Consider the following 22,479-nt stretch of genomic DNA (forward strand, 5'->3'; position numbering starts at 1 on the left):
GAAACGGGGTCAATCTTTGACCCGAGGATGCCGTTTAGTGTGACGTGATAGTCGTCGACTGTCAATATGTACGACATAAAAAGTGAGGCATGTTCGAATGTCGGACGACACGAAGCGCGTGCGGCACAATCGGACCATGGCCGACACACTTCACGGCAGCCCCGTTCACGACGCCCTCGTCGAGCGGCTCGGCGCCGCGATCGTGCACGGCGAGCACCCCGCCGGATCGCGCCTGCTGACCACTGATCTGGCGGAGTCCTCGGGCGCCTCGCGATCGGCGGCGCGCGAGGCGGTCAGGGTCCTCGAATCCCTCGGTCTCGTCCAGGTGCGCCGCAAGGCGGGCATCGAGGTGCTGCCGGTGGAGCAGTGGAACGTCTACGCCCCCGAGATCATCGCGTGGCGCCTCGACGGGCCCGGGCGCGCGCGCCAGCTGCACGAGCTGGGCGAGCTGCGCGGCGCGGTCGAACCGCTCGCGGCGCGGCTCGCGGCCGCCAACGCGACCGATGCGCAGCGCCAGGAGCTCGTGGCGGCGGCGCTGGGCATGGCGCGTCACGACCAGCAGGCGGCGGAGGCCGAGTACCTCGACGCCGACGTGCGGTTCCACCGCACGCTGCTGAGCGCGTCGGGGAACCCGATGCTCGGGGTGCTCGGGGGAGTGGTGCAGGCGGTTCTCGAAGGCCGCACGCGTCACGCGCTGATGCCGCACGAGGCGAACCCCGATGCGGTGCGCTGGCATCGCGACGTCGCGTTCGCGGTCGCGAGCGGTGAGGCGGACGCGGCGTTCGAGGCGATGTCGCGGATCGTCAGCGAATCCGATGCCGCGATGGACGAAGCCGTCGGGGACGACCTCGCCGGGAGGCCCGAGGAGCTCTAGCGCTCAGTACCCGGGCGGCGAAGTCAGTCCTTGCGGTAGCCCTGGCGGCCGAGGCTCCAGAACGCGAGCACCGTGCCGAGAGCGCCGACGGCGGCCATGGCGCCGATGAGCCAGAGAAGAGCGTGGCTAGCGAAGCCGTAGTCCATGGGGTCCTCCGTGTGAGCGGGAAGCAGGTGCGTTCTTCATCGTAGCGGGGGCGCTGGTAGACTCTTGTCCGAACTTCGGCGAGGGATGCCTCGCGCCCGTCGATCACGGCGGGCTGCGGCATCCGTGATCGACGCGGTGATGCCGGCCCACGGGCTTTCCTCACGCGCGCGCGTTCGAGTCGAAGACATCCCAAATACCCGGGCCCGCCATTGCGCAGGCCGATTCGGAACGGCCACGCGCCGCCTCAGATAAGGGCACTGCGCCCGCAAGGAGAACCCATGTCCAACGAGCCCGACACCAAGGTCCAGGCCGAGGTCCGCGAGAACTTCGGCAAGGGCTTCGCCCGCCGCCTCCGCGCCGCCGGCAAGATCCCCGCCGTCATCTACGGTCACGGCACCGACCCCGTGCACGTCGCGCTGCCCGGCCACCAGGTCTCGCTGCTCATCCGCCGCGCCAACGCCGTGCTCGAGCTCGACCTCGACGGCAAGGAGCAGCTGACGCTGGTCAAGGACGTCCAGAAGGACCCCGTGCACCAGATCATCGAGCACATCGACCTCCTCGTGGTGAAGAAGGGCGAGAAGATCCAGGTCGACGTCCCCGTCGTCGTCCTGGGCGAGCCTGCCGCCGGCACGATCGTCAACCTCGACGCCACCTCGGTCGCGCTCGAGGTCGAGGCGACCCACATCCCCGAGCACATCGAGGTCGACGTCGAGGGCCTCGAAGAGGGCACGCACATCACCGCCGCCGAGCTGAAGCTCCCGAAGGGTGCGACGCTGGCCGCCGAGCCCGAGCTGCTCGTCGTCGCCATCGCCGTCCCCGCTGCGGCCATCGCCGCCGAGGAGGAGATCGCCGAGGCCGACGCCGAGGTCGCCGCCGAGCAGGCGGAGGCGTCGGAGGCCGCGGAGGCCGCCGCCGAGTAATCGGACGCCGAGCGATCGGATCGCTTTCCAGCGAGGGGGTGCGGATGCCGCACCCCCTCGCTGCGTTTCACGAGGGCTCTGCGCCGACGACGCGGCGCGGGCTCGGGCAGGATGGATGACATGGCAGACACGTGGCTGATCGTGGGGCTCGGCAACCCCGGCCCCCGTTACGAGCTCACGCGCCACAACGTGGGGCAGCTCGTCGTCGACGAGCTCGCCGGCCGGCGCAGCGAGTCGTTCAAGGCGCACAAGGCGAACGCCCGCGTCGTCGAGACCTGGCTGCGCCCCGGCGGACCCAAGATCATCCTCGCCAAGCCCAACACCTTCATGAACGTCTCCGGCGGACCCGTCGCGGGGCTCGCGAAGTTCTACGGCATCGACGCCGACCACGTCGTGGTCGTGCACGACGAGCTCGACATCCCGTTCGACACGATCAAGCTGAAGATCGGCGGCGGCCACGGCGGTCACAACGGCGTGCGTGACGTGGCGAAGGCGCTCGACACACCGGAGTTCCCGCGCGTGCGGGTGGGCATCGGCCGCCCTCCCGGCCGCCAGGACGCCGCCGACTGGGTGCTCGACCCGTTCGGCGCCACCGAGCGCAAGAACCTTCCGATCCTCGTCGGCGACGCCGCCGACGCGGTCGAGCAGCTCGTGGCCGAGGGTCTCCTCGCCACTCAGCAGAAGCACCACGCGCCCCGCGTCTGAGCCCTGGCCGCGCGCACCGCCGCCCGAGGCGCTTCGGGCTTGCCCTTCCTCAGTTGAGGACGAGTGCCGAGATGAGGGCCGACGCAGGCGTTTCGCTCCGCATTCCGGCTCATGTCCTCAGATGAGGAGCGAGAGGGGAGCGGATGCTGTCGCTCGGGGTATCGAGCCGGGTCAGCCGCCGATGCCGGTTCCGGCGGCGAGGCCCGCGGTGAGGAAGCCCTGCACGACGGCGCCGAAGGCGATCGGGCCGAGGGCGGCGATGACGACCGCCGCGATGCCGGCGCCGCGGCCGCGTCCCTTGACGACCGCGATGATCCCCTGCACGAGAGCCCACACGCCGATCGCGGTGCCGACCCAGAACGAGACCTCGCCCATCAGCACCCAGTCGCGCACGGGCGTGAGGACCGACCAGTCGAAGTCGCCGGTGAACGGCCGTGACGAGATCTCGCGGCCGGCACCGAGCCCGATGTTGAAGCTCGCGATCGCGGCGAACAGGCTCGCGCCGATCGTGGCGACGAGTGCGAGCGCGAGGGCGACGAACCCGAGTGCGCTGCTGCGCTTCCCGGGAGCGGGGGCACCGTATGCGATGGCGGATGCTGCCGCCGGCGCCACCGGATAGCCCGCCGGCGGCGCGTATCCGGGTGGCGGCGCGTACGCCCCTGCCGGGGGAGTCGCCCATCCCTGCGGGGTCGCGGCCGCGGCGCCCGGATATCCGGGGGCGGGCGCTTCGCTCGTCGGCGCCCCGAACGGCGCCGCTCCGGGCGGCGCCCAGCCGCCGGGCTGAGCGGGCGGGGTCTGCGGCGCGTCGGGCTGGCTCACAGCCTCATCCTAGGAGCGGGGCCGCACCGCGGCGGATCTCCGTGTCCGTGGCGGGTCGTAGACTCGTGCGGTGACAGTTCCCGGGATCGTGCGCGCCCTCGAACAGGCTGAGCCTTTCCGGGACGCGCTGGCCGCGGCATCCGTAGATGCCGACTTCTCGCTCGTCGAAGGACTCGACGCTCCCCTCCTCGCGGCTCTGCTCGAGCGTCGCCGTGCCGCGGGCAAGCCGCCGATCGTGCTGCTCGTCGCACCGACCGGCCGCCGCGCCGAGTCGCTCGGCCCCGCGCTGGGCGCGCTGCTGCCGGGCGCCGAGGTGCTGCATTTCCCCGCGTGGGAGACGCTGCCGCACGAGCGCCTCAGCCCGAGTGCCGAGACGGTCGGTGCGCGCCTCGACATCCTCACGCGCATCGCGCGCTGGGACGCCGCGACGCCGCTGGTCATCACGGCGTCGGTGCGTGGTGCGATCCAGCCGCTCGCTGCGGGACTCACCGAGGTGGATCCCGTCGAACTCGTGGTGGGAGGCCGCGGCCACGACCTCGGCGATGTCTCCACGCGTCTCGTGGAACTCGCGTACCACCGCGTCGACATGGTGTCCCGCCGTGGCGAGTTCGCCGTGCGCGGCGGCATCCTCGACGTCTTCCCGCCGACCGCGCCGCACCCGTACCGTGTCGAGTTCTTCGGCGACGAGGTCGACGAGATGCGCGCGTTCTCCGTCGCCGACCAGCGGTCGCTGCCGGGGGAGGTGCGCGAGGTCACGCTCCTGCCGAGTCGCGAGCTGATGCTGACCGAGGCCGTGCGCGGCCGCGCCCGACAGCTCAAGGACGAGTTCCCCGGCCTCGCGGGCATGCTCGAGAAGATGTCGGAGGGCATCCCGGTCGAGGGCATGGAGTCGCTGCTCCCGGCCGTCGTCGACCGCCTCGTCACCCTCGTCGACTATCTGCCCGAGGGCGCCGCGGTCGCGCTCCTCGACCCCGAGCGCGCCGTGACGCGCGCGATCACCCTCGGCGAGACGAACCGCGAGTTCCTCGACGCCGCCTGGAGCGCCGCGACGGCCGGCGCGAGCACCCCGATCGATCTCGGCGCGGGCGACTTCCTGAGCCTGCCCGAGCTCCGCGAGGCGGCCCGCGATCGCAGCGGCGTCTGGTGGACGCTGAGCGCCTTCGATTCCGGGCAGGCGGATGCCGTCGCCGAGGGGCTCCTCGACGACGACATCGACGTCGCGCTCGAGGCCGCGGCCGCCATCCGGGTCCCCGGCTCGGCCGTGCCGTCGTTCCAGGGCAACGTCGAGGGCGCCACCGACCACGTGGGCGCACTGCTGGCTGACGGCTGGCGGGTCGTGGTGGCGGCATCCGGAGCCGGACTCGTGGAGCGCGCCCGCGACGTGCTCGCCGAGCGGGGCATCGCCGCACGCAAGGTCGACGAGGTGCTGCAGGCGCCCGAGCCCGGCATCGCGCACGTGGTCGTGAGCGTGCTCGAGCGCGGCTTCGAGGCGCCCGACGCGAAGCTGGCCGTGCTCACCGAGTCCGAGTTCTACGGCCGCACGATCGGCGGCGACACGCGCGTCGTCAAGAAGCTCGCGTCACGCCGCAAGGCCGTCGTCGACCCCCTCAAGCTCACTGCGGGCGACTACGTCGTGCACGCGACGCACGGCATCGGAAAGTTCGTCGAGCTGCAGCAGCGCGAAGTGTCCAGCGGCGGCCGCAACGCGGTCAAGAGCATGCGCGAGTACCTCGTGCTCGAGTACGCGCCGTCCAAGCGCGGCTACCCGGGCGACAAGCTCTACGTGCCCACCGACCAGCTCGACCTGCTGTCGCGCTACGTCGGCGGCGAGGCGCCGAGCCTGTCGAAGATGGGCGGCAGCGACTGGGCGCAGGCCAAGAGCAAGGCGCGGCGCGCGGTGCGCGACATCGCGGTCGAGCTCGTCAAGCTCTACTCGGCGCGGATGGCGGCCAAGGGCTACGCCTTCGGTCCTGACACCCCCTGGCAGCGCGAGCTGGAGGAGGCGTTCCCGTTCGCTGAGACGCCCGACCAGCTGCAGACGATCGACGAGATCAAGGCCGACATGGAGAAGCCGATCCCGATGGACCGGCTGCTGTCGGGCGACGTCGGCTTCGGCAAGACCGAGGTGGCGGTGCGTGCGGCGTTCAAGGCGATCCAGGACGGCAAGCAGGTCGCGATGCTCGTGCCGACGACGCTCCTCGTCAAGCAGCATCTCGAGACGTTCACCGAGCGCTTCGCCGGATTCCCGGTGAAGGTGAAGGCCCTGTCGCGATTCCAGACCGACAAGCAGGCGCGCGAGGTCGTGGCGGGTCTCGCCGACGGCACCGTCGACATGGTCATCGGCACGCACCGCATCCTCACCGAGAAGGTTCTCTTCAAGGATCTCGGCCTCATGATCATCGACGAGGAGCAGCGGTTCGGCGTCGAGCACAAGGACCAGCTGAAGAAGCTGAAGACGAACGTCGACATCCTCGCGATGAGCGCGACGCCGATCCCGCGCACGCTCGAGATGGCGGTCACCGGCATCCGCGAGATGTCGACGCTGCAGACGCCGCCGGAAGACCGGCATCCGATCCTGTCGTACGTCGGCGCCCGCAACGACAAGCAGATCGCCGCGGCGATCCGGCGGGAGCTGCTGCGCGAGGGCCAGGTCTTCTACGTGCACAACCGCGTGCAGTCGATCCAGCGCGTCGCCTCCGAGCTCGCCGAACTCGTGCCCGAGGCGCGCATCGCTGTCGCCCACGGGCAGATGGGGGAGCACCAGCTCGAGCAGGTCGTCGACGACTTCTGGGAGCGCAAGGCCGACGTGCTCGTCTCGACGACGATCATCGAGACTGGTCTCGACATCTCGAACGCGAACACGATCATCATCGACCGCGCCGACAAGTACGGCCTCAGCCAGCTGCATCAGCTGCGCGGCCGCGTGGGCCGGGCGCGCGAGCGGGCCTACGCGTACTTCCTCTACGACGACATGAAGCCGCTCAGCGAGACCGCGGCCGACCGCCTCGAGACGATCGCCGTCAACAACGACCTCGGCTCGGGCATGCAGGTGGCGCTCAAGGACCTCGAGATCCGCGGCGCCGGCAACCTCCTGGGCGCCGAGCAGGCCGGCCACATCGCCGGGGTCGGGTTCGACCTGTACCTCCGCATGATCGGCGAGGCCGTCGCGACCTTCCGCGGCGAAGAGACCGAGGGCCCGACCGAGCTCCGCCTGGAGCTGCCTGTGCAGGCCCGCATCCCCGAGTCCTACATCGACAGCGAGCGGCTGCGCCTCGAGGCGTACCAGAAGCTCTCTGCCGCGGCATCCGTCACCGCGCAGCCCGGTGCGATCGACCTCGTCATCGAGGAGCTCGCCGACCGCTACGGCGAGCCGCCGTCAGAGGTCGAGGGGCTGCTCGCCGTCGCGCGCCTGCGCCGCCGGGCAGGACAGGCCGGCCTCGCGGACGTCGTCGCGATGGGCCCGAACCTGCGCATCGCGCCGGCGAACCTTCCCGACTCCATGCGCGTGCGCCTGCAGCGCCTGCACCCCAAGGCGAAGCTCGTCGCCGGGGGAGAGGCGATGGTCGTGCCGCTTCCGTCGGCGGGCGGCGAGCCGCTGGGCGACGACGAGCTCATCGCGTGGGTGGCGCAGCTCATCGACCAGCTGTGGCCTGAGAAGAAGGCAGAAGCAGCGGCCGAGGCTGCGGCAGGAGCCTGAGACTGCGACGGGCCGACCACCCGGTCGAGGGTGGCCGGCCCTCGGCGGGTCGTGAGATCCGTCAGATGACGCCCTGCGCGAGCATCGCGTGCGCGACGCGCTCGAAGCCCGCGGAGTTGGCGCCGACGACGTAGTCGCCAGGGCGGCCGTAGCGCTCGGCGGCCTGGAAGGCGGCGTCGTGCACGTCGGCCATGATCGCGCGGAGCTTCGCCTCGCTGTCGTCGAAGCTCCAGCGCTGGCGCGCGGCGTTCTGGCTCATCTCGAGCGCCGAGGTCGCCACGCCGCCGGCGTTGGCCGCCTTGCCCGGGCCGAACAGCACGCCCGCGTCGCGGAACGCGTCGACGGCGTCCGGCGTGGTCGGCATGTTGGCGCCCTCGGCGACGGCGCGCACGCCGTTCGCGATGAGGGCGCGGGCGTCGTCGGCGTCGAGCTCGTTCTGCGTGGCCGAGGGGATCGCGACGTCGACGGGCACCTCCCACGGGCGCGCGCCCTCGACGTAGCGGGCGCCCGGTCGGCGCGCGGCGTACTCCGAGATGCGGGCGCGCTCGACCTCCTTGATCTGGCGGAGGAGGTCGACGTCGATGCCGGCGTCGTCGACGACGTAGCCGGACGAGTCGGATGCCGTGACCGCCGTCGCGCCGAGCTGGCGGGCCTTGTCGATGGCGTAGATCGCGACGTTGCCCGATCCCGAGATGCCCACGCGCTTGCCGTGCAGCGTCTCGCCGTGGACGCCGAGCATCTCCTCGACGAAGAACACGGCGCCGTAGCCGGTCGCCTCGGTGCGCACCTCGGCGCCGCCCCACTGCACGCCCTTGCCTGTGAACATGCCGGACTCGTGGCGGTTGGTGACCTTGCGGTACTGGCCGAACAGGTAGCCGATCTCGCGGGCTCCCACGCCGATGTCGCCGGCGGGCACGTCGGTGTGCTCGCCGAGGTGGCGGTAGAGCTCGTTCATGAACGACTGGCAGAAGCGCATGATCTCGGCGTTCGAGCGGCCGTGCGGGTCGAAGTCGCTGCCGCCCTTGGCGCCGCCGATGCCCTGGCCGGTGAGCGCGTTCTTGAAGATCTGCTCGAAGCCCAGGAACTTGATGATCGAGAGGTTCACCGACGGGTGGAAGCGGAGGCCGCCCTTGTACGGGCCGAGCACCGACGAGAACTGCACACGGAAGCCGCGGTTGACCTGCAGGCGTCCGGCGTCGTCGACCCACGGCACGCGGAACAGGATCTGTCGCTCGGGCTCGACGAGGCGCTCCAGGATGCCGCCGTCGACGAACTCGGGGTGCGCTTCGAGCACCGGCGAGATCGACTCGAGCACCTCGTGCACGGCCTGCAGGAACTCGGGTTCGTTCGGGTTGCGGGCCTCGACGGTGTCGAGGACGAGCCGGATGGACTCCGCCGAGGTGAGGGATTCGGTGGCGGACGCGGTCGAGGGCGCAGAGGGCATGGTGGAGCTTTCGAGGTGGAGCGGTGCCGGGGGTGGCGCTCCTTCACCCTATCCACGGTCGCGGCGTCGATCGGACGTGTGACGGCGGGCTACGCTGGCCCCATCCACGAAGGTCGGAGGCAGGAACGATGCGGTTCGAGCACCTCGGGGCACAGCCCCGCATCCATCCCGACGCGGTCGTGGCGGCGACCGCGGTGATCAGCGGCGACGTCGAGATCGGCGCCGACAGCCAGATCCTGCACGGTGCGGTGATCACCGCCGAGGGCGGCGCGATCACCCTCGGCGCGAACGTCATCGTGATGGAGAACGCGCTCATCCGTGCCACCGCGACCAACCCGGTGCACATCGCCGACCACGTGCTGGTCGGCCCCATGGCGAGCGTCTCGGGCGCGGTCGTCGAGGAGGAGGTCTTCCTCGCGACCGGCACGCGCGTGTTCAACGGCGCGCACATCGGCGCGCGCAGCGAGGTGCGCATCAACGCCGTCGTGCACCTGCGCACGACGCTCCCCGCCGACTCGACGGTGCCGATCGGATGGGTGGCCGTCGGCGACCCGGTGCAGATCCTGCCGCCCGACCGCCACGAGGAGATCTGGGCCGCGCAGCGCGAGCTCGACTTCCCTGGCTATGTCTTCGGCCTCGACCGCGAGACCCCCGACCTCATGGTGCAGCTCACCGAGCGGTACGGCCGCAGCCTCGCGCGCCACGCCGCCGACCGACGCGTCGACTGAAGCCGCACGGGCGGCCCTGGTCTTCGGGCCCGCCAGACCCTAAAGTCGCGGCATGGGCCGTCTGGGGACCCGTTCGAGGCTCGATCAGGCCGTGGGCGCCTTCTCGAGCAATTGGCGCAACGCCAATCTCCGGCGCGCCGAGCTGAGCTTCCTCGGCGCCTGGACGGCGGAATGGGCGTTCACGGTCGCCCTCGGCATCGTCGCGTACAACGACGGCGGGGCGCTCGCGCTGGGGCTGGTGGGGCTGCTGCGGATGCTGCCCTCCGCCGTCCTCGCGCCGGTGCTGTCGCCGTTCGCCGACAGGGGCCGCCGCGAGCGCGTGCTCGTGGTGGTGTCGGTGCTCAGGGGTGCGGCGACGGCCGTCGCCGCGATCGTCGTGGCGATCTCGGGCCCGATCGCCGTGATCTACGCCCTCGCGGTGCTGTCCACCATCGCCGCGACCCTCTTCCGCCCCGCCCACTCGGCGCTGCTGCCCACGCTGTGCCGCACCGGGCACGAGCTGGCCAGCGCGAACGTCGTGCGCGGGCTGCTCGATTCGGTCGCGACGCTCGTCGGTCCGCTGCTGGCGGCCATCGTCCTCGCGTTCTCGGACGTGTCGATCGTGTTCGCGGTGGCGGCCGCCGCCTCACTCTGGGCCGCGCTCCTGCTGTTCCGCGTGCGCTACGACGCGCCGCCGCGGCCGCCGGCGCCGCGCCCGGACCTCGTGAAGGAGGCGATCGAGGGACTCCACGCGGTCGGGCGCAGCCGCGATCTGCAGCTGATCCTCGGGCTCGCGGCGGCGCAGTCGCTCACCCGCGGGGCGCTGACAGTCTTCTCCGTCGTCGTCGCGATCGAGCTCCTGGGGATGGGCGAGTCCGGCGCCGGCGCGCTCATGGCGGCCGTGGGAGTGGGAGCGGTGGTCGGCTCGCTCGCCGCGTCGCTCCTGGTGGGCACGGGTCGGCTGGGCGCATGGTTCGCGGTGGGCGTCGCCCTGTGGGGTCTGCCCATCGCCCTCGTCGGCGTCTTCCCGCAGCAGGCGGCCGCGCTGTTCCTGCTCTCGTTCGTCGGCGTGGGCAATGCACTGATCGACCTCGCGGGGTTCACCCTCATCGGAAGGCTGGCGCCCGACGCGGTGATGGCGCGCGTGTTCGGAGTTCTCGAGAGTCTGGTGGCGATCTCGATCGGCGTCGGCTCGATCCTCGCCTCGGGGGTCATCGCGTGGATCGGCGTCGAGGCGGCGCTCGTCGTGATCGGCCTGGTGTGTCCCGTGCTGGCGCTGGCGTCGTGGTGGCGGCTGCGTCGCCTGGATCGGTCCGTCGACGCGCTCGATCTCGAGGTGTCCCTTCTGCAGCAGGTGCCGATGTTCCAGCCCCTGCCGCTGCCCTCGATCGAGCAGCTCGCCCGCGGGCTCGAGCCGGTGGAGGTGGCAGCGGGGACGCCGGTGTTCACGCAGGGTGACGTGGGCGATCGCTACTACGTGATCGAGCGGGGCACAGCCGACGTCATCGGCGACGGGAGGGTCGTCGCGACGCTCGGCGAGGGGGAGGGGTTCGGCGAGATCGCGCTGCTGCGCAGAACGCGCCGGACGGCCACCGTCTCGGCGCACACGGCCCTCCGCCTCAAAGCGCTCGCGTCCGAGAGGTTCACCGCGGTCGTGCTCGGGTACGCGCCCAGCGCCCAGGCCGCTGCGACGAGTGTCGACCGACAGCTGGATCGATTCGCACCGGGCGAACCGATCGACGAGCCTCGGCCCCGCGAGGAGCGCGGATGACAACAGCTGATCGAAAGGGACGTGAGGCATGACGACTTCGCGAACGACTCTGCTGATCGCCGACATCGGCGGCTACACCGAGTACATGGGCTCGCATCGCCTGACGCTCGCGCACGCCGAGGTCAACACGGCGAGGATGCTCCAGAGCATCGTGCGGGCGGCCAGGGGCTTCGAGCTCGTCGAGATCGAGGGCGATGGAGCCTTCCTGTCGCGCCGCGCGGGGACGCGCGACCCCGATACGACGCTGGCCGACATCCTGCAGGTCGCCGTCGCGATGCATCGCGCCTTCCACCGCGAGCGCGAGTATGTCGTGCAGAACCTCTGCCCGTGCGGGGGGTGCCGCCAAGCCCGAGACCTCAAACTGAAGTTCGTCGCGCACGTGGGCGATGTCGCGACGCAGAGCGTCAGCGGCAGGTCGAAGCTCGTGGGGATCGACGTCATCCTGGTCCACCGGCTGCTCAAGAACTCCGTCGGGATTCCCGAGTACGTGCTGCTCACCGAGGACCTGTACGCCGCCGACGCGCCCGCCCTTCCCCCGTCCGTCGGCGAGATCACCCCCGACCTCGAGGGGATCGGCAGCGTCCACGCCTACTTCGTCGACGTCGCCGATCTGGACGGTGCCGGTGCCGAGGCGCTCAAGCCCACGCTGCGATCGCGGCTGGGCAGCACGTTCTCGGCGGTGGGTCAGGGACTGCCGTACATGCTCGGGACGAAGAAGCCCCGCCGCGCCCGGTAGGGGAACAGCGAGCGGGTCGGATGCTGCGGGCCGCAGCATCCGCGAATCTTCGACGTCAGTCCCAGGCGAGGCCGCAGTCGCGGCAGCAGAACTCGAGGCGGTCGACCGAGCCGTCGTCGAGGTGGCCCCGACGCTCCCACTCGATCCGGAACCACCGCGGTTCGGTCGCCCGCACATCGAGCGACCCGCACCAGGGGCAGACTTCGGCGACGACGATCCGTGCCATGGGCGCCACGGTACGCCGGGGTCTGGGCGATCCCGGTTGCGACGCGCGGCGCGGTGCGGGTCAGCCCGTGTTCTGCAGTCCGGCCGCGACGCCCGAGACCGACAGCAGGAGCAGGCGCTGCAGCTCGGGGTCGACCGGCGCGCCCTCGGGAGCCTCTCGGAGCGCCCGGAGCGCACGCAGCTGGAGCAGCGAGAGCGCGTCGACGTAGGGGCTGCGCATCTTGACGGCACGCTGCAGCACGGGCTTGTTGCCGAGCAGCTCGGTCCCGCCGGTGATGCGGATCACCCAGTCGCGCGTGAGGTGCATCTCGTCGCGCACGAGCGCCGCGAGGTCGTCGCGGTCGCCGAGCTCGAGGTAGTGCAGGGCGATGCGGTCGTCGGTCTTGGCGAGGCTCATGGCGACGTTGTCGATGAGCGTGCGGAACAGCGGCCACTCCTGGTACGCCCGCTGCAGCAGCGGCTCGTCGCCGACCGCCTCCAGCGCCGTGCCCAGGCCGAACCAGCCGGCGAGGTTGATGCGCGCCTGCGTCCACGCGAACACCCAGGGGATGGCGCGGAGGTCCTCGAGGGACTCGACCGACAGGCCGCGGCGGGCCGGCCGGGAGCCGAGGGCGAGCAGGCCGATCTCCTCCATCGGCGTCACGCGGGCGAACCACGGCGCGAATCCGGGCGCCTTCACGAGCGAGAAGAAGCGCTCGCGGGATGCCGCGTCCATCGTCGCGGCCACGTCGGCGTACGTGGAGGCCGCGGCGCGGTTGCGCTCCTCGTTGGAGGGCGACGACGCGAGCAGGATCGCCGCGGCGACCTGGTCGATGTGGCGCATGGCGATCGCGGGGTCGCCGTAGCGGGCGAAGATGACCTCGCCCTGCTCGGTGAGCTTGAACCGGCCGTCGACGGAGTGCGGCGGCTGAGCCATGATCGCGGAGTTCGCGGGACCGCCGCCGCGCCCGAGGGCGCCGCCGCGACCGTGGAAGAGGGTGAGCTCGATGCCGTTCTCGTCAGCCCACGCGGCGATTTTCGCCTGCGCCTCGTAGAGCGCGAGGTTGGCGGCGACGGGGCCGACGTCCTTCGAGGAGTCCGAGTAGCCGAGCATGACCTCGAGGCGGCGTCCGGTGGCCTCCAGACGTGCGGCGAACTCGGGGTGCTCGACGATCTCGGCGAGGATGCGGGGCGCGGCCTGCAGGTCGGCGAACGTCTCGAACAGCGGGATGACATCCAGCACGGGCGGCGTGCCGTCGGGGCCGACCGCGTAGGCGGCGAGCTTGTGCACGTTCGCGAGGTCTTCGGCGGACTGCGTGAACGACACGATGTACCGGCCGGCGGCACGCGGGCCGTACCGCTCCTGCAGGAACCCGACGGTGCGCACGACGTCGAGCACCTCTTCGGCGAGCTCGCTGCGCGGTGCCCCCGACTCGAGTTCGGCGAGCACCTTGGCGTGCACGGCCGAGTGCTGGCGCACTTCGAGCTCGGTGAGGTGGAAGCCGTAGGTCTCGACCTGCCACAGCAGCTGCTGCAGGTGGCCGTAGGCCTGACGCGGTGCGCCGGCCTGTACGAGCGAATCCTGCACGACGCGGAGGTCGGCCAGCAGGTGCTCGGGGTCGCGGTACGCGAGGTCGGCGTTGCGGGCGCGGGTCGCCTCGATCTTGCGGGAGATGAGCAGCAGGATGCGCCGGTGCGGCTCGTCGGGGGAGCGCTTGGCGATGTCCTTCGCGGCATCCTCGTCGGCGGCCTTGAGGCGCCGCCACAGCGCGAGGAGGGCATCGCTCGGCGGGGTGGTCGACGCATCGAGCGTCATCGTGCGGCCGATGCGGCTGGTCGTGCGCGCCAGGCCGATGAGCACGTGCTCGCTCGCGATCGCGGAGGCCTTGCGGGTGACGGATGCCGTCACGAACGGGTTGCCGTCACGGTCGCCGCCGACCCACGAACCGACGCGCACGAACGGGCGCACGACCGGCGCACGCCCGCCGGCGGCGGGGCCCTGCAGGGCGTCGTCCACGCGGCGGTACACGTGGGGGACCGCGGTGTAGAGGGTGTCGTCGAACACGGCCATGACCGCGCGGACCTCGTCGGTGGGTGCGGGTTTCTCGGGCCGCAGCGGCGCGGTGCGCCAGAGGGTGTCGATCTCCTCGAGCATGCGGCGCTCGGCGCGGCGCTCGTCGGCGCCGCCGCGCAGCGACGCGTCGTGCTCCTCGAGAAGCGTCGCGAGGCGGCGGATGCTGGTGGAGACCGCGCGGCGGCGGGCTTCGGTCGGGTGGGCCGTGAACACCGGGTGGAACCGCATGCCCTGCAGGCGCTTCAGGGCGGTGTCGTCGCCGACCTCGGCGGCCAGGCGCACGAACGCGGCGGCGACCGAGTCGGTCGCCTGCTCGCGGTCGGGGCGCCCGTCGCGCTCGCGCAGCACGCGCACGCGCTGGTGCTCCTCGGCGAGGTTCACGAGGTGGAAGTACGCGGTGAACGCCCGCGCGACCTCGTCGGCGCGGGCGATCGTGAACGAGTCCGCAATGGCGGCGGCTCGGGCGAACGCCTCCGGCGTCTCGTCGGTGTACGCCTGGATCGTCGCGGTGCGCAGGCGCTCGACATCCTCGTACAGTCCCGGCGAACCGCTCTCGCGCAGCACCTGACCGAGGAGCGTCCCCAGCATGCGGACGTCGCCGCGCATCTGCTCGGGGATCGCCTGCTCCGCCTCGTACCGCCCGACGAGGTCGATCGCTTCGGTGTGGGTGAGTTCACGCATCTCTCCAGGCTAACGGCGCGGTGTTTCCCCGAAGTGACGGTGGACGCTGTGTGACGATCGGGCGGGCGAGGCGTCCGCGGGTGTGACGGGCGCGCTCGCTACACTGACCCGTGGAGCGCCGGGAAGTCTGGTCGGCACGTCCTCGTCGACCCGCGATCCCCTCCCGGAGGCCAGATGTCGCTTCTCCGCTCCGCCCGTTTCCCCGCGATCATCCTGCTCCTCGCGGCGGGTCTCGGCCTGTTCGTCGCCAACTCGGCGTGGGGCCCTGCCGTCGACGACGCGATGCACGCCTACCTCGGCATCCCGGGCGTGTTCGAGCTCAGTCTCTCCCACTGGATCAAGGACGGGCTGCTCGCGGTCTTCTTCTTCGTCGTCGCGGTCGAGCTGCAGTACGAGCTCACCGCCGGCCAGCTCAACTCGGCGCGCAAGGCGATGCAGCCCGCGATCGCGGCCGCCGGCGGCGTGCTCATTCCCATCGCGATCTACGCCGCGATGGCATGGGGGTCGGACGCCACGGCGGGCTGGCCGATCCCGACCGCGACCGACATCGCGTTCGCGCTCGGGGTGCTCGCGGTGTTCGGCCGCGGGCTGCCGTCGGCGCTGCGGGTGTTCCTCCTCGCGCTCGCGATCCTCGACGACATCGTCGGCATCGTGTTCATCGCGGTGCTGTTCACGACCGGGGTGAACGTCGCGGCGCTCGCCGGGGCCGCGGTCGCGGTCGTCGCGTTCGGCATCCTGAGCCGGCAGCTCGACACGCGCGGGCGCGTGCCGGTCGCCGTCGTCCTGGTGCTGCTCGCGATCACCACCTGGGTGCTGGTGTACCTGTCGGGTGTGCACGCCACCATCGCTGGCGTGGCGCTCGGGCTTGCGATGGCCCAGCGTCCCGCGTTGCGCGTGCGGCATGAGCTCGAGCCGTGGGTCAACGTCATCGTGCTCCCGGTGTTCGCGTTCTCCGCCGCGCTCGTGCCCATCCCGTCGGTGCCGCTGTCGGAGCTGTCGCCCGCGTTCTGGGGCGTGCTCGTCGCGCTGCCGGTCGGCAAGGTCGTCGGCATCTCGCTGTTCGGGTGGATCTCGCTGCGCATCGGGAACCGGGGAAGCGCACCGCCCCTCGCCTTCGCGGACCTGCTGGCCGCCGGCGCCCTCGGCGGCATCGGGTTCACGGTGTCGCTCCTGCTCTCCGAGCTCGCGTTCTCCGACGCGGCGGCGCTGCGCGACCAGGCGACGCTCGGCGTGCTCGCGGGTTCCGTGATTTCGCTCCTCCTGGCCGCAGGGCTCGTATCGTGGCGGGCATGGCACTATCGACGCCGGACGGCGGCAGCATCCGTGACGACGTGACCGAACCCGGTTCGCCGGGCGCGGCCGACCCGCTCCGCGAGGCGGCAGACGTCATGCACGCGGTGCGCGACCGCTGCGTGTGGACGCAGCAGATCGACCACCGCGCCCTCGTGCCCTACCTCGTCGAAGAGAGCGCCGAGCTGATCGACGCCGTGGAGGATGGCTCACGCGAGGAGCTGCGCGAGGAGCTCGGCGACCTGCTGTGGCAGGTGCTGTTCCACTCCGAGATCGCCTCGCGCGACGAGGACGACCCCTTCGACATCGACGACGTCGCGCGCGGGCTCACCGACAAGATGGTGCGGCGGCATCCGCATGTCTTCGGCGACGCCGTCGCGACGACACCGGAGGAGGTGCTGATCCACTGGAACGCCGCAAAGGCCGCGGAGAAGCACCAGCGTCGGTCGGTCCTCGACGGTGTGAGCGAACGGATGCCGAGCCTCGCACTCGCCCAGAAGCTCCTGTCGAAGGCCTCCCAGGCCGGCGTCGTAACCGCGAGAGTTCAGCTCGTCGACGAGGGTGCGGTTGGTTCCCCACCTCTCGGCGACCAGGTGCACTCTCGCGGGACCGGCGTCGGGGAACCCGCGACGGAACCCGCGACGGAGGCCGCGCTCGGCGACGCGCTCCTGGACCTCGTCGCCACCGCCCGAGCCAACGGCTGGGACGCTGAGCGCGCGCTGCGCGAACGCCTGCGACGGCTCGAGCACGACATCCGGGCCGCCGAGGGCACCCCGGAGGACCTGGAAGGATAGGGGCGTGGCATCCGTCAATCCGCCGCGCGGCATGCGCGACTTCCTCCCCGCTGAAAAGGCCCGTCGCGAGAGCGTGCTCGCCGTCATCCGCGAGCGCTACCGCGCGCACGGGTTCGACGAGATCGAGACCCCGGTCATGGAGGAGTACTCGCGGCTGCACGCGGGCATCGGCGGCGACAACGAGAAGCTCGCGTACAACGTGCTCAAGCGGGGCCTCGACGCCGACGCGATCCGCGGTGCGGCCGACGACCCGGCGGCGCTCACCGATCTCGGCCTGCGCTACGACCTCACCGTGCCGCTCGCCCGGTTCTACGCGACCAACCGCGGCCAGCTCCCGTCGGTGTTCCGCTCGATCCAGATCGCCCCGGTGTGGCGCGCCGAGCGCCCCCAGAAGGGCCGCTACCGCCAGTTCGTGCAGTGCGACATCGACATCATCGGCGACGCGTCCGCGCGCGCCGAGGCCGAGCTCGCAGTCGCGACGCTCGACACGCTCGACGCGCTCGGGCTCGAGGGCGGCAGCATCCGCATCAATGACCGGCGCGTCCTCGACTGGATGCTCGACAGCTTCGGCTTCACGTCCGACGAGCGCCCCGGCGTCCTCATCACGATCGACAAGCTCGACAAGCTCGGCCCCGACGGCATCGTCGCCGAGTTGCGCGAGCGCGGCGCGACCGCCGGCGCGGTAGACGCGTTCGAAGCGTTCCTCCGCCGCCCGATGACCTTCGAGTACAACCCCTACGGCGAGCGCCAGATCCGCAAGGCGCTGCCCGAGGACGCGCCCGACGAGATCGTCGCGCACCTCGTCGGCATCGGCGCGGCGGTGGCCGCCGCGCGCGGCTCGGCGATGGAGCTCGAGGGCGACATCCCGCTCGTGTTCGACCCGTTCCTCGTGCGCGGCATGGGCTACTACACCGGCACGATCTTCGAGCTCGCTCACCCCTCGGTCGACTACTCGCTCGGTGGCGGCGGCCGCTACGACGGCATGATCGGCCGCTTCCTCGGTCAGGATGTGCCCGCCGTCGGGTTCTCGGTCGGCTTCGAGCGCATCGTCGACCTGGTGGCGGAGCGGACGGATGCTGCAGCCCCGGCCGTCGTCCTCGTCCACGACCGCGACGTCTCCGAGGGCGAGCTCCTCGCGCTCAAGGCGGGGCTGGTGCGCCAGGGATCGCGTGTGCGTCTCGAGCAGCGGACCAAGAACCTGAAGGCGCTCCTCGAGCGCGCAGCATCCGACGGCTACACCGCCTTCGCGACGGTCGGCGCGGGAACGACGGCGGACGCCCTCGAGGTCAAGCCGCTCGGTTGATGTCAACTGATTCTTGACGCCGAGCCAGCGTCAAGAATAGGTTGACACCATGAGCACTTCGACATCCCGCAGTTCCGCCACCCCTGGCCGCATCGTCGGCGTGGCCATCGTCTCGATCGTGGTCGGTCTCGGCCTCGTGCTCCTCAGCATCGGCTTGGACTGGGACGGCTTCGGCGGGGGTGCGGTCATCGGCGTGGGCATCGGCTTCGCCGCCGTCGGCATGTACTTCTGGGGCTACGCCAACGGGCTGCGCCGGCCGTCGTCGCGCGGTACGTGGCTTCCGAGCCGGGACGGACGCGGGTGACCGATCTCGCCGACGCGATCGGTCGCGCGGTGCTCGCGGACGCCGGCATCGGCCCTGAACAGGCGCTGACCGACGGTGACCACATCGCCCTCGTCGCTGCGGGCGCGCGCGCGGAACACGAGGTGCGGGCGATCCTCCAGAGCGCCGTCACCGCCGCGCGGGCGGGCGGCGCGAGCTGGGCGCGGATCGGCTCCGAACTCGGGATGACGCGCCAGGCCGCGCAGCAGCGGTTCGGGGGCGCCGGGTCGTCCCGGGTCGCCGTCGGCGACCTGGCTGCGGAACGCTGGCTCGGACCCGTGACGGCCTTCGACGAGATGGCCGAGCTGGAGCTCGCGGGGCGCGCGGGCTGGCGCACGGTGGAGGCCGGCACCCTCGCTCATCGCATGGTGCGCACCGACACGCAGTGGGAGCACCGCCGCATCCTGTGGCGGGCGTCCCTCGCGGTCGAGCACGCCGACGGCTGGGAGGTGGGCTGCCGGGCCTTCCCGTGGATCTACCTCGTCCGGGACCGCGGGGTTCCGGCCGTCACCCCGGGGGAGTGAGCCGGCGACGCAGACGCAGGGCCCGGTAAGCGACCCCGACCGCGACGACGACCACCCCGGCCACGACGGACTGCCACGGCAGCGTCAGCGCGAGGACGAGGCATCCGATCGCCCCGATGATCTGCAGCACGACCGGGTAGCGCCGCGCGTCGCCGCGCTGGCGGAAGGCGGCGACGTTCGCGACGAAGTAGTACAGCAGCACCCCGAACGATGAGAAGCCGATCGCGCCGCGGAGGTCGACGAGCGCCACGAGCACCACGACGACGGCGGCCGCGGCGAGCTCGGCGCGGTGCGGCACGTGCCAGCGCGGATGCACGGCGTCGAGGAAGCCGGGGAGATCCCGCTCGCGCGACATCGCGAACGCGGTCCGGCTCACTCCGGCGATGAGCGCGAGCAGCGCGCCGAGCGAGGCGGCCGCGGCGCCGATGCGCACCACGACGTCGATCCACGCCCAGCCCGACTGTGCGGCGGCGTCGGCGACCGGCGCGGTCGACGCGGCGACGGCGTCGGGACCCAGTGCGCTCAGCACCGCGACAGCGACCACGGCGTACACCGTGAGCGCGATGAGGAAGGCGATCAGAATCGCCCGCGGGATGACGCGGCGCGGATCGCGTACCTCCTCGCCCATCGTGGCGATGCGCGCGTACCCGGCGAACGCGAAGAACAGCAGGCCGGCGGACTGCAGGATGCCGTAACCGCCGCCCGCCCAGACCGTTTCGGCCGTGAACCAATCCGGGGTGGAGCCCGCCGAGAAGGCGGCGGTGATGGCCGCGGCCAGCGCACCGAGCGAGATCACGACGATCACGCGCGCGGCGCCGGCGGTGCGTGTGACGCCGAACCAGTTGACGGCGGTGAGCGCCACGACGGCCGCGATGGCGACGGGGCGCTCCCACCCCGCGGGCGCGGCGTATGCGGCGAAGGTCAGCGCCATCGCCGCGCAGCTCGCGATCTTGCCGATGACGAAACCCCAGCCCGCGACGAACCCCCACCAGGGGCCGAGCTCCGCGCGCCCGTAGGCGTACGTTCCGCCCGAGGTCGGGTAGGCGGCGGCCAGCTGCGCGGCCGAGGTCGCATTGCCGAACGCGACGATGGCGGCGATGGCGAGGCCGATGAGCAGACCGGTGCCCGCGGCATCCGCTGCCGGCGCCCACACCGCGAAGACACCGGCGCCGACCATCGAGCCGAGGCCGATGAACACGGCGTCGCCGAGCCCGAGGCGGCGCTGGAGCGCGGGGGAGGTCACGGGCGAACTCTAGCCCGCGGGGAGGAATGGGCGGTTCGGGGTTCCCGGGCTGCCCCCGCGCCCGCGAGGATGGGGCCATGACGCTGCAGATCCACACCGTGCTCGCCCCGATGGGCCCGGCCACCGCCATCGAACTGACCGACGAGCAGGTCGCCGAGCTCGGCGGCGGCAAGCGCGCGGCGGTCGTCGTCGGGATCGGCGGGCGCACCGCGCGGGTGCGTCTGGGCGTGATGGGCGGGCGAAACCTCATCGGCTTCTCGAAGGCCGTGCGTGCCGAGCTGGGCGTCGAGATCGGCGACGAGGTCGACGCCACGATCGATCTCGACACCGCCGAGCGGGAGGTCGAGGTTCCCGCCGACCTGGCCGCCGCGCTCGAGGCCGCGGGCGCGCGGGCCGCGTTCGACGCGCTGACGTTCACCCGGCGCAAGGAGCTCGCACGCGGGGTGACCGAGGCGAAGCGTCCGGAGACCCGCGAGCGCCGCGTCGCCGCCGCCGTGGAGGATCTGACCGCCTCGTAGACGGCGACCCGGCTGCGGTCCGGGTTTCGCGGCCCGCCTGCGACACCACGCTGCGAAGTCCGGACTTCGCAGGACGGTCGACGCCTGTCCTGTGTGTGCGTTTGCTTGGTGGACGGGTGCGGTCCCGGAATCGCAGGGTTGCGGGGCCCAGTGTGCCGCGAAGTCCGGACTTCGCACTGCACCTGTGCGCAACGCGGCGAAGTCCGGACTGCGCACCTGCACCTGTGCGCAACGCGGCGAAGTCCGGACTTCGCGACTGAACCTGTGCGCGGAGGCGGACGGTCCGGCGAGCGATCGCGGGGGTGCACGGGCCCGCACCGGCGCGTCAGTGGGGCGTCAGCATCCGTTCACCCGGCTGTTGTCGCATGGGGGCATGGCTCGTTCGCGTGAGATCGCGCCGCGCTCCGTCGTGGTCGGCACGGCGGGAGTCGTGCTGGGCGCGGGCATCGTCTTGCTCGGCGGACGCGCGGTGCTGAAGCGCCAGGCGGCGGTCGCGCGGCGTCGCATCGGCAAGCCGCTCGGCGAGGAGGCGCTCGACGCCGACCGGGTCTGGGCTCGCCGCTTCGACGGCCCCCCGCTCGAGTTCGTCGTGCTCGGCGACTCGATCGCCGCCGGGCTCGGCGCGGAACGGCGCAAGGACACGCTCGGCGCCCGCCTGGCGAAGGGCCTCGCCCGGGCCGAGCGCCGGCCGGTGCGGCTGCGCACCGCGGCGATCGTGGGCTCCGAGTCCTCGGTGCTCGCCGCCCAGGTCGACGCGCTGCCCGCCGACTATCGTCCCGACGCCGCCGTCATCGTCGTGGGAGGCAACGACATCACGCACCGCGTGCCGGTGTCGACCTCGGTCGCTCATCTCGAGGAGGCGATCGTGCGGCTCCGCGCGCGCGGAGCCGTGGTCGTCGTCGGCACCTGCCCCGACCTCGGCGCGCTTCGCCCGGTGCCGCAGCCGCTGCGCGCCCTGGGCTCGCGGCTGTCCCGTCAACTCGCCGACGCACAGGCCGTCGCCGCAGCCCGCAGCGGAGCGCGCGCCGTGTCGCTCGGCCGGGCCGTCGGGCCGTTCTTCGTGACCCAGCCCGACGAGATGTTCAGCCTCGACCGGTTCCACCCGAGCGCGCTCGGCTATCGGCGCACCGCCGAGGCGCTGCTGCCCGCCCTCCTCGCCGAGCTCGCTTCCGCGCGGGAGGACGCGGTCAGCCCGCGCTGACCGAGGCGGCCCACTCCGCGACGCGCGCCGCGCTCTCCTCCTCCGAGAGGTCCTCGACGCGCGTCATGATCGACCACCGCACGCCGAACGGGTCGCGCACGCTGGCGTAGCGGTCGCCCGATACGAAGGTGGACGGCTCCTCGCGCACGGTCGCGCCGGCAGCGACCGCGCGGGCGGTCACCGCGTCGGCGTCCGGCACGTAGATGCCCATCGAGTAGCAGTCGTCGTCGCCCTCCGGCGCGGGGACGAGCCCGTACGCGGGCGAAGGCTCGCCGATCTGGAGGAGGCCGAGGCCGAAGTCCAGCCCGGCATGCACGACGAGCCCATCGAACTCGGTGACGTCGGTCACGCGCGCGCCGAACACGTCGCGGTAGAAGTCGAGCGCCTCCTTCGCCCCCCGGATCGCGAGGAAGGGGGTGAGGCTGGTCGCGCTGTTCGGGCGGCCGTCGGTCGTGTGAGCGCCGGTCGTGCCGGTCGTGTTCTGGATGCTCATGGGACCATGCTC

21 protein-coding genes are annotated in these 22,479 nt (G+C 72.0%); 14 read left to right on the plus strand and 7 right to left on the minus strand.

The genetic code is table 11. The features are described 5' to 3' along the window. Positions 1–136 precede the first annotated feature (136 nt). On the plus strand, positions 137–874 hold the full coding sequence (locus ACFVSU_RS17565; protein ID WP_387145854.1) for a FadR/GntR family transcriptional regulator: 738 nt from the start codon (positions 137–139) through the stop codon (positions 872–874). A 23-nt stretch (positions 875–897) separates the two neighbouring features. Here ACFVSU_RS17565 and ACFVSU_RS17570 read toward each other — a convergent pair whose 3' ends face one another. Continuing rightward, positions 898–1,020, minus strand: a complete 123-nt coding sequence (locus ACFVSU_RS17570; protein WP_262927523.1) for a hypothetical protein — start codon at positions 1,018–1,020, stop codon at positions 898–900. A gap of 279 nt (positions 1,021–1,299) precedes the next feature. On the opposite strand from ACFVSU_RS17570, the gene ACFVSU_RS17575 reads away from it, so the two are divergent. Beyond that, on the plus strand, positions 1,300–1,941 hold the full coding sequence (locus ACFVSU_RS17575; RefSeq protein ID WP_387145857.1) for a 50S ribosomal protein L25/general stress protein Ctc: 642 nt from the start codon (positions 1,300–1,302) through the stop codon (positions 1,939–1,941). 120 nt (positions 1,942–2,061) lie between these two features. Then, positions 2,062–2,646 carry an aminoacyl-tRNA hydrolase gene (gene pth, locus ACFVSU_RS17580; protein ID WP_387145860.1) on the plus strand — a complete coding sequence of 195 codons (585 nt, stop codon included), beginning with the start codon at positions 2,062–2,064 and terminating at the stop codon, positions 2,644–2,646. Positions 2,647–2,817: 171 nt separating this feature from the next. Here pth and ACFVSU_RS17585 read toward each other — a convergent pair whose 3' ends face one another. Further along, a complete protein-coding gene (locus tag ACFVSU_RS17585) occupies positions 2,818–3,465 on the minus strand; it encodes a hypothetical protein (protein ID WP_387145863.1) in 648 nt (215 codons plus the stop codon). 70 nt (positions 3,466–3,535) lie between these two features. Between ACFVSU_RS17585 and mfd the strand changes: the two genes are divergently transcribed. Continuing rightward, positions 3,536–7,162 (plus strand): transcription-repair coupling factor, encoded by a 3,627-nt coding sequence (mfd, locus tag ACFVSU_RS17590; RefSeq protein ID WP_387145866.1) that lies wholly within the window; start codon positions 3,536–3,538, stop codon positions 7,160–7,162. 61 nt (positions 7,163–7,223) lie between these two features. On the opposite strand, the gene gdhA is transcribed toward mfd, so the two are convergent. Beyond that, on the minus strand, positions 7,224–8,606 hold the full coding sequence (gdhA, locus tag ACFVSU_RS17595) for an NADP-specific glutamate dehydrogenase (RefSeq protein WP_387145869.1): 1,383 nt from the start codon (positions 8,604–8,606) through the stop codon (positions 7,224–7,226). A gap of 128 nt (positions 8,607–8,734) precedes the next feature. Here gdhA and ACFVSU_RS17600 point away from each other — a divergent pair, with 128 nt between their 5' ends. From ACFVSU_RS17600 to ACFVSU_RS17610, 3 genes are read left to right on the plus strand one after another with little or no spacing between them, the layout of a single operon-like run. Next, positions 8,735–9,334, plus strand: a complete 600-nt coding sequence (locus ACFVSU_RS17600) for a gamma carbonic anhydrase family protein (RefSeq protein WP_387145872.1) — start codon at positions 8,735–8,737, stop codon at positions 9,332–9,334. A 52-nt stretch (positions 9,335–9,386) separates the two neighbouring features. Beyond that, positions 9,387–11,084 (plus strand): MFS transporter, encoded by a 1,698-nt coding sequence (locus tag ACFVSU_RS17605; RefSeq protein ID WP_387145874.1) that lies wholly within the window; start codon positions 9,387–9,389, stop codon positions 11,082–11,084. Between the two features lie 28 nt (positions 11,085–11,112). Further along, complete coding sequence (locus tag ACFVSU_RS17610) at positions 11,113–11,820, plus strand: DUF2652 domain-containing protein (RefSeq protein ID WP_387145877.1); 708 nt, start codon at positions 11,113–11,115, stop codon at positions 11,818–11,820. Positions 11,821–11,875: 55 nt separating this feature from the next. Here the strand turns inward: ACFVSU_RS17610 and ACFVSU_RS17615 are convergent, their stop codons facing one another. Both ACFVSU_RS17615 and ACFVSU_RS17620 read right to left on the minus strand, forming a co-directional pair. After that, positions 11,876–12,046, minus strand: coding sequence for a hypothetical protein (locus tag ACFVSU_RS17615; protein WP_375872682.1), 171 nt, complete (start codon positions 12,044–12,046; stop codon positions 11,876–11,878). A gap of 60 nt (positions 12,047–12,106) precedes the next feature. After that, positions 12,107–14,779 carry a phosphoenolpyruvate carboxylase gene (locus ACFVSU_RS17620; protein ID WP_387145881.1) on the minus strand — a complete coding sequence of 891 codons (2,673 nt, stop codon included), beginning with the start codon at positions 14,777–14,779 and terminating at the stop codon, positions 12,107–12,109. A 174-nt stretch (positions 14,780–14,953) separates the two neighbouring features. Between ACFVSU_RS17620 and nhaA the strand changes: the two genes are divergently transcribed. From nhaA to ACFVSU_RS17645, 5 genes are read left to right on the plus strand one after another with little or no spacing between them, the layout of a single operon-like run. Continuing rightward, complete coding sequence (nhaA, locus tag ACFVSU_RS17625; protein WP_387145884.1) at positions 14,954–16,114, plus strand: Na+/H+ antiporter NhaA; 1,161 nt, start codon at positions 14,954–14,956, stop codon at positions 16,112–16,114. Then, positions 16,069–16,863 carry a MazG family protein gene (locus ACFVSU_RS17630; RefSeq protein WP_387145887.1) on the plus strand — a complete coding sequence of 265 codons (795 nt, stop codon included), beginning with the start codon at positions 16,069–16,071 and terminating at the stop codon, positions 16,861–16,863. The genes nhaA and ACFVSU_RS17630 overlap by 46 nt, the downstream gene beginning before the upstream one ends. A gap of 31 nt (positions 16,864–16,894) precedes the next feature. Next, positions 16,895–18,166 (plus strand): histidine--tRNA ligase, encoded by a 1,272-nt coding sequence (hisS, locus tag ACFVSU_RS17635; RefSeq protein WP_387146167.1) that lies wholly within the window; start codon positions 16,895–16,897, stop codon positions 18,164–18,166. A gap of 49 nt (positions 18,167–18,215) precedes the next feature. Further along, complete coding sequence (locus ACFVSU_RS17640; RefSeq protein WP_387145890.1) at positions 18,216–18,470, plus strand: hypothetical protein; 255 nt, start codon at positions 18,216–18,218, stop codon at positions 18,468–18,470. Further along, positions 18,467–19,012: a hypothetical protein gene (locus ACFVSU_RS17645; protein WP_387145893.1), complete on the plus strand. Its 546-nt coding sequence runs from the start codon at positions 18,467–18,469 to the stop codon at positions 19,010–19,012. Before ACFVSU_RS17640 ends, ACFVSU_RS17645 begins: the two co-directional genes overlap by 4 nt. Here the strand turns inward: ACFVSU_RS17645 and ACFVSU_RS17650 are convergent. Beyond that, complete coding sequence (locus ACFVSU_RS17650; RefSeq protein ID WP_387145897.1) at positions 18,996–20,255, minus strand: APC family permease; 1,260 nt, start codon at positions 20,253–20,255, stop codon at positions 18,996–18,998. The genes ACFVSU_RS17645 and ACFVSU_RS17650 overlap by 17 nt on opposite strands. A gap of 77 nt (positions 20,256–20,332) precedes the next feature. Between ACFVSU_RS17650 and ACFVSU_RS17655 the strand changes: the two genes are divergently transcribed. Beyond that, positions 20,333–20,773, plus strand: a complete 441-nt coding sequence (locus tag ACFVSU_RS17655; protein ID WP_387145900.1) for a YdeI/OmpD-associated family protein — start codon at positions 20,333–20,335, stop codon at positions 20,771–20,773. Between the two features lie 373 nt (positions 20,774–21,146). Then, positions 21,147–21,974 carry an SGNH/GDSL hydrolase family protein gene (locus tag ACFVSU_RS17660; RefSeq protein ID WP_387145902.1) on the plus strand — a complete coding sequence of 276 codons (828 nt, stop codon included), beginning with the start codon at positions 21,147–21,149 and terminating at the stop codon, positions 21,972–21,974. Here the strand turns inward: ACFVSU_RS17660 and ACFVSU_RS17665 are convergent. Then, on the minus strand, positions 21,961–22,467 hold the full coding sequence (locus ACFVSU_RS17665) for a VOC family protein (RefSeq protein WP_387145905.1): 507 nt from the start codon (positions 22,465–22,467) through the stop codon (positions 21,961–21,963). The genes ACFVSU_RS17660 and ACFVSU_RS17665 overlap by 14 nt on opposite strands. Between the last annotated feature and the right edge of the window lie 12 nt (positions 22,468–22,479).

The sequence above is a fragment of the Microbacterium sp. NPDC058062 genome, assembly GCF_042885375.1.
In the GTDB taxonomy this organism is placed as follows: domain Bacteria; phylum Actinomycetota; class Actinomycetes; order Actinomycetales; family Microbacteriaceae; genus Microbacterium; species Microbacterium trichothecenolyticum_C.